The sequence below is a fragment of the Vibrio paucivorans genome (assembly GCF_054053395.1).
This window is the reverse complement of record NZ_CM133230.1, coordinates 584,906-600,877: the sequence shown is the minus strand read 5'-3', so window position 1 is coordinate 600,877 and position 15,972 is coordinate 584,906. Positions and strand designations below refer to the sequence as shown.

The following is a 15,972-nucleotide window of genomic DNA, read 5'->3' as shown; positions in this document are numbered from 1 at the left end:
CTCGGATACTAATACGTGAAACCGACGGATTATATACTAATCAACCTTACTCTGTCGCTGCTTTTAGGTCTTTTAGACGAACACCCAGTGTAAATATTATTGCTAGGTAAACAGCCGCTCCTAAAGCAATCAGTAAAGTTAGCATTCCAATCCGTTCAGAAAGTCCCCAAGTTAACCAAACAGACATATCTTCAAGCTGCCATAAAATAGCCGCTACCATGGCACCACCCGCAACAATTAACTTGCTTACAAATAGCACCGTTGTTTTAGTAAGTTTGTATACACCTTGGATATGTAGCCCTCTATATAGAAGCGCCATATTTACAAACGCCGATAATGCCGTTGCTATCGCTAGCCCCACGTATCCATAGAACCAAGCAAAAATGGCGTTAAACACCATATTGGTTGCCATTGCTATGATGCCGTACTTTACTGGGGTTTTAGTATCTTGTCGGCTGTAATAGCCAGGCGCCAACACCTTGATTAACATAAAGTTAAGTAAACCTGACGCGTAAGCAAGTAAAGAGAGCGATGCTTGATGCACATCATTCGGAGAAAACTCACCACGCATAAATAACACCATCAGCATAGGCTTTGCCAATACCATAAGTCCTAACATTGCAGGGATACCCAATAGAGTCACCATTCTTACCCCCCAATCCATGGTATGAGCAAACCCCTCACCTTGTGCATCAACATGCTTTCGAGACAAAGCTGGTAATATGACTGTTGCAATCGCAATTCCGAATAGCCCCAAAGGGAACTCCAATAAACGGTCGGAATAGTACAACCAACTTATCGAACCGGTTTGAAGGAAACTCGCAATAAACGTATCGAATAACAGGTTGATCTGACTTACCGAAACACCAAACAGAGCGGGGATCATCAAAGTACGGATTTTCACGACTCCAGGGTCGCGCCATCCCCACTTGGGCTTAACCATCACACCTGCTTTAATTAGGAAAGGGATTTGAAATAGGAACTGAACCAAGCCACCAAGAAAGACACCAATCGCCAAGCCGACCTCTGGTTGAGCTAGGTTTGGTGCTATATACCAAGCTGACCCAATGATCATCACATTGAGAAATACCGGGGTAAAAGAGGAAACTGCAAATTTACCCATGGTATTAAGAATCGCACCAGACAATGCGACAAAGGTGATAAACCATAAATAAGGAAAAGTAATTTTGAGCATAAAGCTCGCCAGCTCAAATTTCTCAGCTGATGGTCCGCCCTTTAGCCAATCGAGAAACCAGCCAAAGCCGAACAAAGCCGTCACTACGCCAGACCCTAATACCCCAAGCACAGTAACTATAGAAACAATGACGCCTAATGTTCCCGAAGCGCGCGCAATGAGTTCTCGAGTTTTATTCATATCGCCAGATGCGTGATACTCCGTCAGGACTGGAACAAAAGCTTGAGAAAAAGCGCCCTCAGCAAATAAGCGACGTAAGAAGTTAGGAATCTTATTAGCAAAAAAGAAGACATCCGCGCTTGCGCCAGCCCCCATTAAGTTGGCGACGACAACATCACGAACTAAGCCTAGAACGCGCGAAATCAAAGTCATGGCACTGACTATCATGCCCGACTTTAGGAGACGTTTACTCACATGAACCTCAATTGGTATGTCCAAAACTTCATTATCTTCAATGACAAGCAAGGAATGTCAGGGGAACCGCAGATAAGTATTAGCAATGGTATAAAAATACTGTTAGAATCCCCGCCATCTTAACCGCGATAACCTTTTCATACCAAAATTAGTTTTGGCCTCGATGGGTTTTTGCACAAATCATTTGACAATGAGGCGCAAATGAGGGATATTCCTCGCCCTTAAATTGTCACCGAACTAAGTTTTTGGGAGTTAGACCCTTGGCAAACAGTAAATCTGCTAAGAAGCGCGCTATCCAAGCTGAGAAACGTCGTCAGCACAATGCTAGCCGTCGTTCTATGATGCGCACTTACATGAAGAAAACTATCGCTGCTATCGAAGCTGGCGACAAAGAAGCTGCAACTGCTGCATTCGCTGCAGTTACACCACTACTAGACCGCATGGCGACTAAAGGCCTTATTCACAAGAATAAAGCAGCTCGTCATAAGTCTCGTTTCTCTGCTGCAATCAAAGCTCTATAATAGAGACTTGATTCAAGAGAACAAAAAAACCGGCTTTTGCCGGTTTTTTTATATCTGTTGTATTCATTCGTAAAACAACATTGGCTCTACGCCTGTTCAAGATCTTCACAGTAGATGCTATGAAGTAGTTCAATCATCGCCTTCACTTCATCGCTGCTCAATGTATAAAAAACCGTTTGAGCTTCTTTACGGGTATTCACCAAACCATCGCGACGTAGCCATGCTAAATGCTGAGAGAGTGCAGACTGGCTCAACTCTAATTTGCCACAGAGTTCCCCTACTGATAGCTCTTGATTGTGTAACAAACACAAAATTTGCAAACGACGTTCATTGGCCATCGCTTTCAAAAGCACGACTGCTTTTGCCGAGTTTTTTTCCATTTCTTGTAGGTTCATTGGCAGGTCCTCTTGGAACAGCAACACATCGAAGTGATTTATCACACTTCAAGCATTCAAGGGTATTTTATAAACTGTAACAATATCATCGCTGATAGTAATCTATTTACCATCAGTAATAAAAGTCATCACTTAAACAAATTGGTAAAATCTGCGTCACAAACGTTTTTCACTGCTGGATGTTGGATCATTCTCTCAGCAAAAATGACATAGAACTCTTCTTTCAGACCTTCAATGTTCCCAACTAACTGAAGCGGGAAATCATCCCCTACCTCTTCCACATACAAGGTAGGAGCAAGAAATACTGCATCATGATGATAACGCGCAAAAGCTTTCATCAATGCCACATCATCAAACTCGCCTAGAATATTAGGTTGAATGCCTTGTGTATCTAGCCACTGGAGGACCTTCCGCCCCATCGCAGTTCGGCTGCCAGGAATAAGTAGCTTTCTTTGTTCTAGTACGGCGGGGAATTGAATGTTATCGATGTTACCTGAGCAGAAGAAACTCATACTACTTTCACCCAGCTTCTTGCTATATAGGCCAGGGCTCTGACTGGAGTCTACAGGGCAATCCGATAAGATCATATCTAACTTATGCTGTGATAACTGCTCTAGTAGCATTTCGTGGGTAGATTCAAAACAACGTAAGTGAATGCTGTCATCTTCGGGCACCGTGGTCATAAGAATCTTGCTCACTAATCGTTTCGACAACGCATCCGCAACCCCGACCTCAAACAAAATATTGGAACGCTGGCTATAGTTCACGATATCGAGCATCTCATAACCGAGTCCAAACATACGATCGGCATATTTAAAGACCAATTGACCCAGTTCTGTTGGTTCAACACTACGCCCATTACGCTTAGTGAGCTTGCCATCCATTCTGTCTTCAAGCGCTTTGATCTGGCCAGTCACCGTTTGCGGCGTCAGAAACAGCGCATCGGCTGCCTTTGTTACAGACCCCTGTTTGCACACCATCCAAAAATAATACAGATGGTTATAGTTTAAATGTGACATACGAGGCGCTCCCTATGATAAGAGCCCTAGGTTATATCAAAACCAGCGCATGACAACAATAACTCGACAAAACCTACTTAAAACACCCTTATTGAAGGTTTTACCGATAAGTGAATTTCATTTATGACAACCAAGTGTAATATTTCACATCTTAGCGTTCATTTTTCTGTATTTTTTTCGACTTTTATCACACTCAAAGCAAATGCAAGAACACCCAGAAAAATCATTTAAAAACAACAAATTAAACTAGGTGTAAATTAAAAAAAACACAATATATTGGCATGTCTAGATAAAAAAAATTCTATTACACACAACTGTAATATTACTGAAATATTTCCGTTCTAGTATCAGCCTCAGTTTCAACAACAGACCATAAACAAGACATAAACGGTCCACGGAGAAAATAATTATGAACCAAGCTACTACTACAGCGGCGCCGATATCGAGCACTACTCGCTGGTTGCGCTGGGCTAACTTGGCATTCATGTTGTACCTGCTACTTCTAGCGGTATCGATGGTAGGCAGCGGCTTCAAAATGGCTACTGGTGATCAAGCAAAAGTATTGTTTGAATTTGCTTCACACCCTGTAGCAGGCCTAATGATCGGCTTAACAGCCACTGCTCTGATTCAGTCTTCTAGTACAGTAACTTCTATTATCGTGGGCTTAGTAGCCGGCGGTCTTCCAGTAGAAACAGCGATCCCTATGGTAATGGGTGCCAACATTGGTACAACCGTAACTAACACGCTAGTTTCATTGGGTCACGTTCGTTGTAAAGAAGAGTTTAAACGTGCATTCGCAAGTGCCACAATTCACGACTTCTTTAACCTACTGGCGGTAGCAATCTTCCTGCCACTAGAAATGATGTTTGGCATTCTAGATAAGATCTCTCACTGGTTAGTTTCTCCATTCCTAGCAACTGGTGATATGAGCATCAAAGGTTTGAACTTTATCAAGCCAATTACTAAGCCAGTGGTTAGTGCTATTCAAGATCCACTAGCAAGCTTTGGCAGCACGATGGGCGGTGTTATGCTTATCGCTCTAGGTATCGCTACAGTATTCATCGCAATCACTGTGATGGGTAAGCTAATGAAGAGCCTAATGGTTGGCCGTGCTCGTGAAATCCTGAAGAATGCAATTGGCCGTGGCCCAATCCACGGTATCTTCTCAGGCTCAGTAGTAACTGTGCTCGTTCAGTCTTCTTCAACGACGACTAGCTTAATGGTTCCACTTGTTGGCTCTGGCGTTCTGAAGGTACGTGATGTATACCCATTCACTCTAGGCGCTAACATCGGTACCTGTATCACGGCTCTACTAGCAGCAACTGCTGTATCAGGTGAGTTCGCAGTATTCGCACTACAGATTGCTCTAGTACACCTAGTGTTCAACATCATGGCGACAGTATTCATCTACGGTATTCCGTTCCTACGTGAACTACCAGTGAAAGGTGCAGACTTGATTTCAGACATGGCCGTGAAGAACAAAGTAGTTGTAGCCGGTTACCTTTTAGCAGTATTCGTTGTACTGCCAGGTTCCATCCTAGCGCTGACTGCGTAATAAAAAGACACCATCGCTTACAAAGCCCCTAACCTAGGTTAGGGGCTTTTTTGTGCCTGTAACAACTCAGCAGTAATGCTCTAGTCACTGCTAGGTTCGCTCCCTAATTTTCCTCTAATGAGAAGATACAGCCCAGCTTCTCACCTATCGGTAAGCCACATCGCAGCGCAATTCAGTAAAAGTCTGTCCTGTTTAAACCTTGTTAAGCTCAATGAGCTAGGTGGTCGCGAATGTCCTACATACCCAAACAACTTCAATGAGCGGAATTCAGAGTGAGTTTGCTTGGCCTACATGCTTTATTAGCGACTCTCACGTAATCCCAGTAGGCTTTCCGATGGTTGCTGTGCCTGTAAACCAAGTGATTCTCGCAGAGCCTATTACCTTGAAGTTAATTGAGTATGGCTACAAAAAAGCCGCCCATGTTAGGCGGCTTAGTCAACATTGTTCCAATCTAGACTGAGAACGGATATTTTATCGCTTCATGACACTCGTACCCTTCTACCCAGAAGTCATCCAGTGTCACCCATGTTTCTAAATCTTCAAGAGACTTAATCTCAGGGTTAATATGGAAAGTCGGCGCTTTTAGTGGCTCACGCTTCAACTGAACATCACGCATGAGCTCAAGCTGGTCTTCGTAAATATGTGCATTAACTATTTTGTGGTAAGCCATTCCCGGCTTCTTACCTGTTATCTGCGCCATAATCGCTAGGAACACATATACTTGAACCATATTAAAATTGAGGCCAAGAGGCACATCACAAGAGCGCTGAGTGCTGTTCAAGTGAAGCGTATCACCAAGTAAAGAGAAATGATGGCTGTACATACACGGGCGTAGGCACCCCATGTGGAACTCACCTGGATTGTAAAAGTTTAGGATTTCACCACGGTCATCAACACCACGCGTCAAGTCATCTACAATCTTGCGCAGCTGATCAATATGACCACCATCCGGTTTAGCCCAAGCGCGACCTTGTACACCATATACACGGCCCATATCGTCTTCGCCCTTACGGTAAGGGTTATTCAGCCATGCTTCGTTCAAGTTAGAGTTCGCATCCCAAGTTTTGGTACCTAGTTTGCGAAAATCTTCAGCGTTATCGTAGCCGCGAATGTATCCAAGAAGCTCTGCAACTGCCGCCTTCCAAAAGCTTTTTCTGGTTGTTACCAGTGGGAATTGATTGTTAGCAACATCGTAAGTGAGATCAGCATTGATAACGGTTAAGCATCGCTTCCCAGTACGTTCATTTTCAATCCAAGTACCTTCATCAACAATACGCTGACAGAGCTCTAAATACTGTTTCACACCAATTCCTTACTTCGTTTGTTGTGGTAATTCGTCTTTGTAGTGACCGCGCTTGTATGCCCAAACCATCATCAGCACACCAATAATAACCATTGGCAATGACAAGATTTGCCCCATCGAAATAAACCCGCCGAACAAGCCTAAATGCGCATCTGGTTCACGTACATATTCTACTAAGAAGCGGAATGTACCATATCCAGCAAGGAATAACCCTGATACAGAACCAAGAGGGCGTGGCTTTTTGATAAACCAGTTCAAGATAAAGAACAGCACAATACCTTCAAGCGCCATTTCATACAGTTGAGATGGATGACGAGGAAGCGGGCCGCCATTTGGGAACACGATTGCCCACGGAACATCAGTTACACGCCCCCAAAGCTCGCTGTTCATGAAGTTACCTAAACGGCCCATGCCTAAACCGAACGGCACGAGTGGCGCAATAAAGTCGGCAACACCAAAGAAAGTACGACCATTTTTCTTTGCATACCAGAACATAGCGGTAATCACACCAAGCAAACCACCGTGGAAAGACATGCCACCAGTCCACACTTTGAACAAGTACAGAGGGTCATCTAGGAATAGATCAAAGTTGTAGAACAACACATAACCAACACGGCCACCAATAACGACACCTAAGAAACCGGCAAACAACAAATCGGAGACTTGCTCACGTGTCCAGCCACTGTTTGGTTTATCAGCTCGGCGGTTAGCCAACCACAACGCGAATGCAAAACCGACCAGATACATAAGCCCGTACCAGCGAACAGACAGTGGGCCGATAGAAAATAAAACAGGATCAATATTAGGAAATTCGATAAATCCCTGAGACATAAAAGGGTTCTCTTTTTGAATTGAAATCTATGAGTGAGATGACATTACAGCAACATAGTTCCTGCAACAAACATCAAAAATACAGCAAATATTTTTTTCAGCGCTTTGGTCGGCAAGCTAGTCGCCAGTTTTGCACCAACGCGAGTCGTTAACATGGAGGTGGCAGCAATCGCCGCCAGTGCAGGCAAGTAAACATAACCAACGCTGTATTGAGGTAATTCAGCCACCTTAGAGCCATGTAGAATAAACCCCGTCATTCCTGAAATCGCGATGAAAAATCCACACACGGAAGAAGACCCGACCGCTTTTCTCATCTCGACGCCATGTTTGCTCAAAAATGGCACCGACAGTGAACCACCACCAATGCCAGCTAGGCTGGAGATAACACCGATTCCAGTGCCGTACAGAGACGTCACCACATTACTCGGCATCGCTTTCTGAGCTTGGGACTTAATAGACAAAAGCATTTGCAGCGCAAGGCACAATACAATCACACCAAACACTTTAGGGAGATATTGAGAAGGAATCCACTCGGCAACATAGGTTCCAGCAAATCCACCTACGACGACGCCAGGCATTAGCCACTTCACAACAAACATGTCGACATTGCCCAGCTTGAGGTGATTAATGGCAGAAGAACCTGAGGTCACAATAATTGTTGCTAAAGATGTCGCCAAAGCCAATTGCATTGTGATATCTACACTGATGCCTGATTTTGGTAATAAATAAAGCAATGCAGGTACGACGATAAGACCGCCACCAATGCCTAATAAGCCTGCCATCACACCCACTACGGAGCCTAGAGCAAGCAATAACAACAGCAGCTCAATATCCACATCTTTTCCCTATCGGTTAATTACTTCTTACCAGCACGAACAAAGCCTGCAAAACCTTTCTGCTCGAAATGTTTCAGCATCATAGTATAAATATTTTGTCCATATGGTTGTATCAGAGCTTTGTTAGCAAACATCTCGAGTTCTTCACTGCTAGAGTGACGCAGGAGGTACTTCACTTTAGCAACATTAGACGTGTTCATACTTAAGCTTCGATAACCCAGTCCTACAAGCAGCAAGCTACCAATAGGATCACCCGCTAGCTCACCACATACGCAGACAGGGAGATTGAGGGTTTGACAGGTATCATGGATCTGCTTTAACGCCATTATGACAGCAGGGTGCATGGATTCGTACACATCCGCTACTCGAGCATTGTTACGATCCACAGCAAGTAAGTACTGAGTAAGGTCGTTACTACCAACTGAAACGAAATCAATTTTATCAGCAATCAATGGCAATAAGTACAGCATGGAAGGTACTTCAACCATAATACCGACTTCTGGCATTTTAATGCGTTCATCAAGCAGAGACACTTCATTGTATGCTTGGTTTATCAGTGATAACGCATCATCCAATTCCTGAGTACTGGCAATCATTGGCAACAAGATACTCAAGTTTTGCTGTTCCGCGCTTGCTTTCATCATCGCACGGATCTGCATCAAGAAAATATCAGGATGATCCAAGGTAAAACGGATACCACGCCAGCCCAGGAATGGATTGTCTTCTTCAATAGGCAAGTAAGGCAGAGCTTTATCCCCTCCTACATCAAGAGTACGCATTACCACTCGCTTGTTTGGGTAAGACTTGAGTACGCTTTGATACTGTTGAACTTGCTCTTCTTCTGAAGGGAACCTGTGCTGTAGCAGGAATGATATTTCAGTTCGGTACAACCCTACTCCATCAACCCCTTGGTTAATGGCAATGTTGGTATCGGCACTTAACCCCGCATTGAGCATCACCTCTACACGGTGATTATCCTTGGTCATTGCTGGCCTATCAGCGCCCTCGCTAACCATAGAAGCAAGCTCACGCTCTTCATTGACCAGCGCACGATACTCTTTCAATATTTGCTTGGTCGGAGAAACCAATACTTTACCGCTGTAACCATCAACGATGCCCTGCTTACCGTTGATATCCTTGAGGTTCAGACTGAGCCCCATTACGGCGGGAATACCTAACGCCCTCGACAAAATCGCTGCATGCGAGTTTGCAGCACCTTCAAGTGCAATAACTGCGAGCAACTTGTCTTTTGGCATCGAAGCTAATATTGATGCCGTTAACTCACGAACCACTAAAATTACTGGCTTGTCTAATTGCTGTTGTTCGTTCTCAGTATTGTGGAGAAAGTAAAGCAGTCGCTGACCGAGTTCTTTGATGTCATGGGCTCGTTCACGCAAATAGACGTCCGACATTTTGGCAAATCGGCTCGCATAGGTTTCAACAACCTGTCGCAACGCCCAATCCGCTCGGTCCCCTTTTTGAATTTGCTCTTTAAGATCTTTTCGCAACATCGGATCGTTAAGCAAGTGCGTAAAGAGGTCAAAAATCGCCAAGGCATCTTTGTTTATCTCTCGATCAAGCTTCTTACGCATACGGCGGAAGTCACTCAACGCTTCCTCAATCGCAAGCAACAACCATTCTTGCTCCTGATCGACATTAAGAGCAGATGCAGGGTAAACATCAGACAGTTGAGGCTGTGTGTCATCCCACCACAATTCACCAATTGCGACGCCTGAAGACGCAGGGATACCTTTGATCGCTTGTTGTTTCTTGGATAACTTCCAATGCCCTTGAGTTTGCGCGTGAGCAATAATAACGGCCAACTGTGCCGCTAATGTCACCAAAAATGACTCTTCCATTTCATCAAACAAGCGTGGCGTTTTTTGCTGAACAACTAAAACACCTAAGACTTGCTTACGATGAATGATGGGAGTCCCTAAGAAGCTTTGGTAAACCTGCTCACCAAGTTCAGGAAAGAGTTTAAAGTTAGGATGCTTTGATGCTTCAGCAACATTGATCGGCTCGGCGCTGCGTTTGACTAAACCAACCAAGCCCTCGCTAAAGCGAATGTGTATTTTGTCCCCTTTGAACTTGAGGCCCTGTGTCGCCATCAACTCCAAACGGTGCATTTCTTCATTGGCAAGGTAGATAGTGCAACACTCTGTATGCATTGCACTACATGTATGCTTAACCAAAACTTCTAACGCTTGGTATACGTCATCTACTTTGGAAACTTGTTCAACTATTTCCCTTAGTTGAGAAAGCATGTCTACCCTCTTCGGTGTTTGTGTTTGCGTTTGCCCTTGATTTTTCGTTCTCTAAACGGCATTGCCATCGTCGCAAATTCTTTCATCGCACGACGATAAACATCGCGCTTGAAGGACACGACCTGTCTAACTGGGTACCAATAACTTACCCAGCGCCAACCATCAAACTCAGGGGTACTACCTAACTGCATATTAATTCGTGATTCATCACAATCGAGCTTCAGTAGAAACCATTTCTGTTTTTGCCCGATACAGACGGGTTTTGAATCCCAGCGTACTAATCGTTTGGGTAATTTGTACCTTAACCAATGACGACTTGTTGCTACGATCTTTACGTCTTTTTTAGTAAGACCAACCTCTTCATACAGCTCCCGATACATCGCTTGCTCGGCAGATTCTCCTTCATCAATTCCCCCTTGAGGAAATTGCCAAGAGTGTTGTCCGTATCGTTTAGCCCAGAAGACCTGACCATGGTTGTTACAGATTACAATTCCCACATTTAAGCGGTAACCATCGCCATCTATCACTGGCCAACCTCAAATAAAATCTTTAATTACAGTGATTTTTCCACATATCCCCAATAGGAGCAAACTTACTAGTGTGATTAGCACGTGATTTATTGGTAACAACAGCCCGCAAGGATAAGTTTTATCCAAGCTAACACTTATCAACACCACAATGAGACATTGACCACATTTATTCACCTTTTCTGTGAATAACTGTGTGAAGAATTGGAAGAAAACAGATCAAAGATCCTAGGTTGATACAAATCCGATCTACAAACATGAAAGGAAATAGTAATTTTAACCATTAAAAACATAAAGTTAGTTAAATTTAATTTTTCCCACCCCGCATAGAGCGTCAATAAAAACATCCAAAACACAGATCGGTCAAAGATCATCCAAAGCGGTTTTTATCCACACTCTTAGTTTCAAATTTGATAACAACCAGAATTTTCAAGCAGTTTAACGCCGATAAACCCCTGTTTTTTTACCCAGTAGAAACTAAACAAGACATCACTTCTGATCAAGCTGTGGATAAGTGATTGCATGATGATCTTTTACTCAAAACGATCATAAAGTCAGCATCTCAAATCAGCGCCTCCGTCTCCTCATGTAAGCAATTAAAACGATTGGGTATACCGCTACCTCCTCACATTTTGTTAGAATTACTTTTTTACTAAGAGCCACAGACCCGATGAAACCAGAACCTCAGTCAGAATCAGAATTGTTCGAACGCGCGAGAGCAATTGCTGGGGTGAGCTTTCTAGATTTGGCTGAAGAAGCCGAAATGGATGTGCCTAAAGATCTCACTAGAGACAAAGGCTGGGTTGGACAATTACTCGAATGGCACTTAGGTGCTGTTGCGGGCAGCAAGCCTCAGCAAGACTTCGAACAACTTGGCATTGAGTTAAAAAGTATTCCAATTAGTTACACCGGCAAACCGCTAGAAACAACCTTTGTTTGTGTTGCCCCACTCGTTGGCGTTCATGGTTTAACGTGGGAACAAAGCCACGTACGTAACAAGTTGTCGCGTGTATTGTGGGTACCAGTGGAAGGGGAACGTGAAATTCCTTTAGCTGATAGACGTGTTGGTTCACCCTTAATTTGGTCTCCTTCAGAACAAGAAGAAAAGCAGTTAAAACAGGACTGGGAAGAATTAATGGAAATGATTGTTCTTGGCCAAGTAGAAAAGATCACTGCGAGGCACGGTGAAGTGCTGCAACTGCGCCCTAAAGCGGCAAACAGCAGAGCATTAACCGACGCCTATGGAGCCAGCGGTAAGTTGATCAAAACCCTACCACGTGGCTTCTACTTAAGAACGCAATTTACGGCTAATATCCTACAATCGCATTTCGTTTAGTGGGTTACCAATGACATTTCGATGTCACAATAGGGTTGGTACGCTTCGCTGCCACACTCATCATAAGCATTATGGAGGCGTAGATACGCCTTTTCTACTCCTAGCTTTAAGAGCTCCTCTTTGACTAATTCTAACGAGCCAAAGTGCATCGGTTCATCATTCAACTTGACCGGTTCAAGTTTATGCTTGTATTCCACTGCGATGAGATACTGCGAAAGATCCGAACAGCCAATCACAAAAACTTTCGGTGGCTGATAAGTTTCTTTATGTACCCCATGAATCCATTTATCTAATTGTCTTTTTTGCATAAACACCTCCGTCTAGAAAAGTTTAGTCAAAGACTCAACTTTTGCGAATGGGGACTATGCCTATTCCACTATTGCTGGCATATTGGTTTGAAAACAACCAATAAAAGGAAGTGCAATGCAATACAACAAGTTGCCTCATTCCACATTAGAAGTCAGTAAAATTTGCCTTGGTACCATGACTTATGGGGAACAAAATACACAAAGCGATGCATTTAATCAGTTGGACTACGCTGTAGAGCGCGGAGTGAATTTCATAGACACTGCTGAGATGTACCCCGTCCCGCCGAAAAAAGACACACAAGGTGCAACAGAAAGTTATATTGGAAACTGGCTAAAACAGTCAGGCAAACGCGAAAAAGTCGTTATCGCAACTAAAGTCGCGGGCCCAAGAAACGTGCCTTATATTCGAGATAACATGAGTTTAGACAGACGTAATATTCATCAAGCAATCGATGATAGCTTGACGCGACTGAATACCGATTACATCGACTTGTACCAGCTTCATTGGCCTCAACGTCAAACCAACTGCTTCGGTCAACTCAATTACCCTTATCCAGATGAACAAGGTGACGTCCCACTAGTGGAAACACTCGAGGCGCTCAACGAGTTGGTAAACGCCGGTAAGATTCGTTACATCGGTGTTTCCAATGAAACACCTTGGGGCGTAATGAGCTTACTGAAACTAGCTGAAAAACATGAGCTTCCACGGATTGTTTCTATCCAAAACCCATACAATCTGTTGAACCGAAGTTTTGAAGTCGGCTTATCAGAAATTAGTCATTATGAAGGGGTTCAGTTACTTGCATACTCGCCTCTCGCCTTTGGTTGTTTGAGCGGTAAATACTTGGATGGAGCTCGTCCAGAAGGTGCTCGCTGTTCACTGTTCGAACGCTTCTCACGTTACTTTACTCCACAAGGAATTAAAGCAACTCAAGCTTATGTAGATGTAGCGAATAAGCATGGACTCGACCCCGCGCAAATGGCGCTTGCGTTTGTCAACCAAAGACCTTTTGTGGCTTCAAATATTATTGGTGCTACGACGATGGAGCAGCTCAAGTCCAATATCGATAGTTTAGATGTGGTGCTAACAGATGAGCTAATGCAGGACTTACAAGAGGTTAGTACCACTTACTCCAACCCTTGTCCTTAACAATATGATTACGGGCTAGCGGCTCCAGCCGCTAGCCCGTTTTACTACGTCAGTATTCGCGTACTGAGTACTCGACGAAGATGACGTACACGGCGCTCAGCTTTGACTGCGTCAGGTTCACTTACTCCAATCGGACGACCATCACTTTCTAAGCCGATGTCTTTTAGTAGATGGGTGTTTTCCCAAGGAATTGCGTAAGCACTACGGCGCAATTTTCGTTTCCATTCACGCTCTTCACGACGTAGATCAGCACGTACTAGCAGTGTTGCTAATTTTAGGTATACAGAATGACTCATGATATTTCTCCAGTTTGTATGTGACTGGGGAAAATGACAGGTAGAAGAAGTAGATAGATTCCCGTTAGGCTGCCATTTTCCGCAGCCTAAAAGGTTACGGATTAACTATTGTTTTGAGCTAGATTTACGATCGGTACCAAAGCTGGTGACGCGAATAGACTTGGCCATATCAGACATGGTCCAATCCATAGAAGCACAAACAGTTGCGGTAACATTTAAATGTTGCATTTGTGCCTCCTAGCTAATAATTAATCCGGTAAATTTTGAAATGTGGAGCTGTTGCTCACGGTTAAATTCTATGCAATCAAGGTTATAAATCAACCGCTAATTTGCGCAAAAAGAAAAAACAATTTTTTCACCTAGAATTAACCTTACCTCTCACAATGAAATAACATATTCATCTGGGTTATATTGAATAACCAACACATTGCATTAAAACAAAAAAGGCTAAGCTCCTAAGTGCTTAGCCTTTTTATCTATATACTCAAATAGTTACATTGCATGTTCGCTGATCAAGTTATGCTTGTTCAATAAACGATACATTGTTGCACGTGATACACCCAATTCTTTGGCTGCCATCGATACCTGCCCAGAATGAGACTCTAATACTAACAACAAGGCGTCACGTTCGCTTCGCTCACGAATACTTTTAAGGCTGCGTCTTCCATCACTGCGTTTAGGCAAATCGAGCTGATGTTCTTCAATCATCACATTGTCTGACATCAGTACAATACGCTTAATTTGATTCATCAACTCGCGAACATTGCCTGGCCAGTGGTAACGAGTGAGTTCACGGATAGCTTCTTCAGTAAAGCTACGTGCTTGCGCATTAAACTCTTTTGAGTATTCCTGCAAGAAGTGACGCGCCAATACAGAGATATCTCCAGCCCGTTCCTTAATACTTGGCACGTTAATGCGTAGCACGTTGATGTAGTGGTATAGCTCCTCGTTGAAGTCACCATCAATTAATGCTTTTTCAATATCTGATGAGTTGGCCGCAAGGATTCTGACATCCACTTCCTTGCGTCCATCCACTGTATCAACCGTGCCTTCTTGCAAGAAGCGCAATAAATTGAGCTGCTGCGATTTTGGTAAAGTGAGAATGTCGTTAAGCAAGATAGTGCCACCATCAGCTCTTTCGAGCATCGATACTTGCGTATCGTCTTCTCGATCAACCCCAAACAAGTCACACTCAATTCTTCGCTCAGACATCGCTCGGCAATTTACCGAAATAAACTCTTTCTGAGCGCGAGCTGAGGTTTTGTGCACCGCTCGTGCCACCGTTTCTTTGCCAGTACCACTTTCACCATAGATAAGAATACTCACGTCTGTAGGCCCGATGCGTTTGATTTGGTCACGTAGGCGTTTCATTGGAATAGAGTCACCAATGAGCCCCATGTCGTTATTTTCACCATAGTTAGGCCATACTTTCTTTTCGAGCTTAAGCATGCCGAGTTGGTGACCAATCGTGCTCAGCAGCTGGGCATCGGGTATTGGCGCAGTGAAAAAATCAATACAAAAGTTAACGATGAACTGGCAAATAGTATCCGAGCTCAGTTGAGATTCTCGAATAAAAGCAAGCCAGCGCACTTGCTTGTGATTGCTGACTAAATTGGCGATACCGTTCAAGCTAAACTCATCATGGCTGAGATCAACGATACCAATGCAGGGTCCTGTTTCAGTAAATAGAGCATCTGCTTTACGTAAATCGGCACATTGGGTACAACGCCAGCCAACCTGCTCTAATACTGAAAGCCAAGGTTCGTACGTCCCACCCACAACGACTAGTGAACCAGGGACAGAATCCATACGGAATTGAGTGCCCATTTATATGTTCCTTATACTGACAAATCTTATCTATATGCAGTGCAATGTTTCGCACATACCGCTGAGCGTTACATTATCGAGACTTGGACAGATAATCTGTCTCAAATTTAAGACTAGTTAGCCATTACTAATATTTCTAGTCAATAAGTCGATCAGGATTCACAACGTAAATGTAATAAATCGAAGTATTCA

Annotated in this window: 16 protein-coding genes; 4 read left to right on the top strand and 12 right to left on the bottom strand. The window is 43.7% G+C overall.

What is annotated here, in order from left to right:
- Nucleotides 1-46: 46 nt before the first annotated feature.
- Nucleotides 47-1,609, bottom strand: coding sequence for a murein biosynthesis integral membrane protein MurJ (gene murJ, locus ACXABW_RS02895; RefSeq protein ID WP_286036661.1), 1,563 nt, complete (start codon nt 1,607-1,609; stop codon nt 47-49).
- A 260-nt stretch (nt 1,610-1,869) separates the two neighbouring features.
- On the opposite strand from murJ, the gene rpsT reads away from it, so the two are divergent.
- Nucleotides 1,870-2,130: a 30S ribosomal protein S20 gene (rpsT, locus tag ACXABW_RS02890; protein WP_047045621.1), complete on the top strand. Its 261-nt coding sequence runs from the start codon at nt 1,870-1,872 to the stop codon at nt 2,128-2,130.
- An 86-nt stretch (nt 2,131-2,216) separates the two neighbouring features.
- Here the strand turns inward: rpsT and ACXABW_RS02885 are convergent, their stop codons facing one another.
- Both ACXABW_RS02885 and nhaR read right to left on the bottom strand, forming a co-directional pair.
- Entirely contained in the window at nt 2,217-2,525 is a 309-nt protein-coding gene (locus ACXABW_RS02885) for an ArsR/SmtB family transcription factor (protein WP_252029609.1), read from the bottom strand.
- 128 nt (nt 2,526-2,653) lie between these two features.
- Nucleotides 2,654-3,544, bottom strand: a complete 891-nt coding sequence (gene nhaR / locus ACXABW_RS02880; RefSeq protein ID WP_457523917.1) for a transcriptional activator NhaR — start codon at nt 3,542-3,544, stop codon at nt 2,654-2,656.
- A gap of 409 nt (nt 3,545-3,953) precedes the next feature.
- Here nhaR and ACXABW_RS02875 point away from each other — a divergent pair, with 409 nt between their 5' ends.
- Nucleotides 3,954-5,099: a Na/Pi symporter gene (locus ACXABW_RS02875; protein ID WP_457523915.1), complete on the top strand. Its 1,146-nt coding sequence runs from the start codon at nt 3,954-3,956 to the stop codon at nt 5,097-5,099.
- A 451-nt stretch (nt 5,100-5,550) separates the two neighbouring features.
- On the opposite strand, the gene ACXABW_RS02870 is transcribed toward ACXABW_RS02875, so the two are convergent.
- The 5 genes from ACXABW_RS02870 to rppH form a co-directional block, all read right to left on the bottom strand.
- The gene (locus ACXABW_RS02870; RefSeq protein ID WP_457523913.1) at nt 5,551-6,402 is read right to left on the bottom strand and encodes a thymidylate synthase; all 852 of its coding nucleotides are present in this window, start codon (nt 6,400-6,402) and stop codon (nt 5,551-5,553) included.
- Between the two features lie 9 nt (nt 6,403-6,411).
- Nucleotides 6,412-7,233, bottom strand: coding sequence for a prolipoprotein diacylglyceryl transferase (lgt, locus tag ACXABW_RS02865; protein ID WP_252029604.1), 822 nt, complete (start codon nt 7,231-7,233; stop codon nt 6,412-6,414).
- A gap of 44 nt (nt 7,234-7,277) precedes the next feature.
- Complete coding sequence (locus tag ACXABW_RS02860; protein WP_457524935.1) at nt 7,278-8,015, bottom strand: sulfite exporter TauE/SafE family protein; 738 nt, start codon at nt 8,013-8,015, stop codon at nt 7,278-7,280.
- A 74-nt stretch (nt 8,016-8,089) separates the two neighbouring features.
- The gene (gene ptsP, locus ACXABW_RS02855; RefSeq protein ID WP_252029600.1) at nt 8,090-10,336 is read right to left on the bottom strand and encodes a phosphoenolpyruvate--protein phosphotransferase; all 2,247 of its coding nucleotides are present in this window, start codon (nt 10,334-10,336) and stop codon (nt 8,090-8,092) included.
- Nucleotides 10,337-10,338: 2 nt separating this feature from the next.
- The gene (rppH, locus tag ACXABW_RS02850; protein ID WP_457523911.1) at nt 10,339-10,863 is read right to left on the bottom strand and encodes an RNA pyrophosphohydrolase; all 525 of its coding nucleotides are present in this window, start codon (nt 10,861-10,863) and stop codon (nt 10,339-10,341) included.
- 670 nt (nt 10,864-11,533) lie between these two features.
- Between rppH and mutH the strand changes: the two genes are divergently transcribed.
- Nucleotides 11,534-12,199, top strand: a complete 666-nt coding sequence (gene mutH / locus ACXABW_RS02845; protein ID WP_457523909.1) for a DNA mismatch repair endonuclease MutH — start codon at nt 11,534-11,536, stop codon at nt 12,197-12,199.
- Here the strand turns inward: mutH and ACXABW_RS02840 are convergent.
- Nucleotides 12,196-12,507 (bottom strand): DUF6482 family protein, encoded by a 312-nt coding sequence (locus ACXABW_RS02840; RefSeq protein ID WP_252029596.1) that lies wholly within the window; start codon nt 12,505-12,507, stop codon nt 12,196-12,198. The two genes, mutH and ACXABW_RS02840, sit on opposite strands and share 4 nt — an antisense overlap.
- Nucleotides 12,508-12,622: 115 nt before the next feature.
- On the opposite strand from ACXABW_RS02840, the gene ACXABW_RS02835 reads away from it, so the two are divergent.
- Complete coding sequence (locus ACXABW_RS02835; protein ID WP_457523907.1) at nt 12,623-13,657, top strand: NADP(H)-dependent aldo-keto reductase; 1,035 nt, start codon at nt 12,623-12,625, stop codon at nt 13,655-13,657.
- Nucleotides 13,658-13,701: 44 nt separating this feature from the next.
- Here the strand turns inward: ACXABW_RS02835 and ACXABW_RS02830 are convergent, their stop codons facing one another.
- The 3 genes from ACXABW_RS02830 to vpsR all read right to left on the bottom strand — a co-directional run bounded on the left by ACXABW_RS02830 (nt 13,702) and on the right by vpsR (nt 15,780).
- Complete coding sequence (locus ACXABW_RS02830; RefSeq protein WP_252029594.1) at nt 13,702-13,953, bottom strand: DUF1127 domain-containing protein; 252 nt, start codon at nt 13,951-13,953, stop codon at nt 13,702-13,704.
- 105 nt (nt 13,954-14,058) lie between these two features.
- Nucleotides 14,059-14,181: a hypothetical protein gene (locus ACXABW_RS02825; protein ID WP_457523905.1), complete on the bottom strand. Its 123-nt coding sequence runs from the start codon at nt 14,179-14,181 to the stop codon at nt 14,059-14,061.
- A gap of 264 nt (nt 14,182-14,445) precedes the next feature.
- Entirely contained in the window at nt 14,446-15,780 is a 1,335-nt protein-coding gene (vpsR, locus tag ACXABW_RS02820) for a cyclic-di-GMP-binding transcriptional regulator VpsR (protein WP_457523903.1), read from the bottom strand.
- Between the last annotated feature and the right edge of the window lie 192 nt (nt 15,781-15,972).

What these genes read in the sequence shown, in the direction of transcription:
- vpsR (WP_457523903.1), bottom strand. Translation starts at nt 15,780, where the DNA reads ATGGGCACTCAATTCCGTATGGATTCTGTCCCTGGTTCACTAGTCGTT.
- ACXABW_RS02835 (WP_457523907.1), top strand. Translation starts at nt 12,623, where the DNA reads ATGCAATACAACAAGTTGCCTCATTCCACATTAGAAGTCAGTAAAATT.
- ACXABW_RS02875 (WP_457523915.1), top strand. Translation starts at nt 3,954, where the DNA reads ATGAACCAAGCTACTACTACAGCGGCGCCGATATCGAGCACTACTCGC.
- nhaR (WP_457523917.1), bottom strand. Translation starts at nt 3,544, where the DNA reads ATGTCACATTTAAACTATAACCATCTGTATTATTTTTGGATGGTGTGC.
- ACXABW_RS02830 (WP_252029594.1), bottom strand. Translation starts at nt 13,953, where the DNA reads ATGAGTCATTCTGTATACCTAAAATTAGCAACACTGCTAGTACGTGCT.
- ACXABW_RS02860 (WP_457524935.1), bottom strand. Translation starts at nt 8,015, where the DNA reads ATGGCAGGCTTATTAGGCATTGGTGGCGGTCTTATCGTCGTACCTGCA.
- lgt (WP_252029604.1), bottom strand. Translation starts at nt 7,233, where the DNA reads ATGTCTCAGGGATTTATCGAATTTCCTAATATTGATCCTGTTTTATTT.
- mutH (WP_457523909.1), top strand. Translation starts at nt 11,534, where the DNA reads ATGAAACCAGAACCTCAGTCAGAATCAGAATTGTTCGAACGCGCGAGA.
- ACXABW_RS02885 (WP_252029609.1), bottom strand. Translation starts at nt 2,525, where the DNA reads ATGAACCTACAAGAAATGGAAAAAAACTCGGCAAAAGCAGTCGTGCTT.
- ACXABW_RS02840 (WP_252029596.1), bottom strand. Translation starts at nt 12,507, where the DNA reads ATGCAAAAAAGACAATTAGATAAATGGATTCATGGGGTACATAAAGAA.
- ACXABW_RS02825 (WP_457523905.1), bottom strand. Translation starts at nt 14,181, where the DNA reads ATGCAACATTTAAATGTTACCGCAACTGTTTGTGCTTCTATGGATTGG.
- ptsP (WP_252029600.1), bottom strand. Translation starts at nt 10,336, where the DNA reads ATGCTTTCTCAACTAAGGGAAATAGTTGAACAAGTTTCCAAAGTAGAT.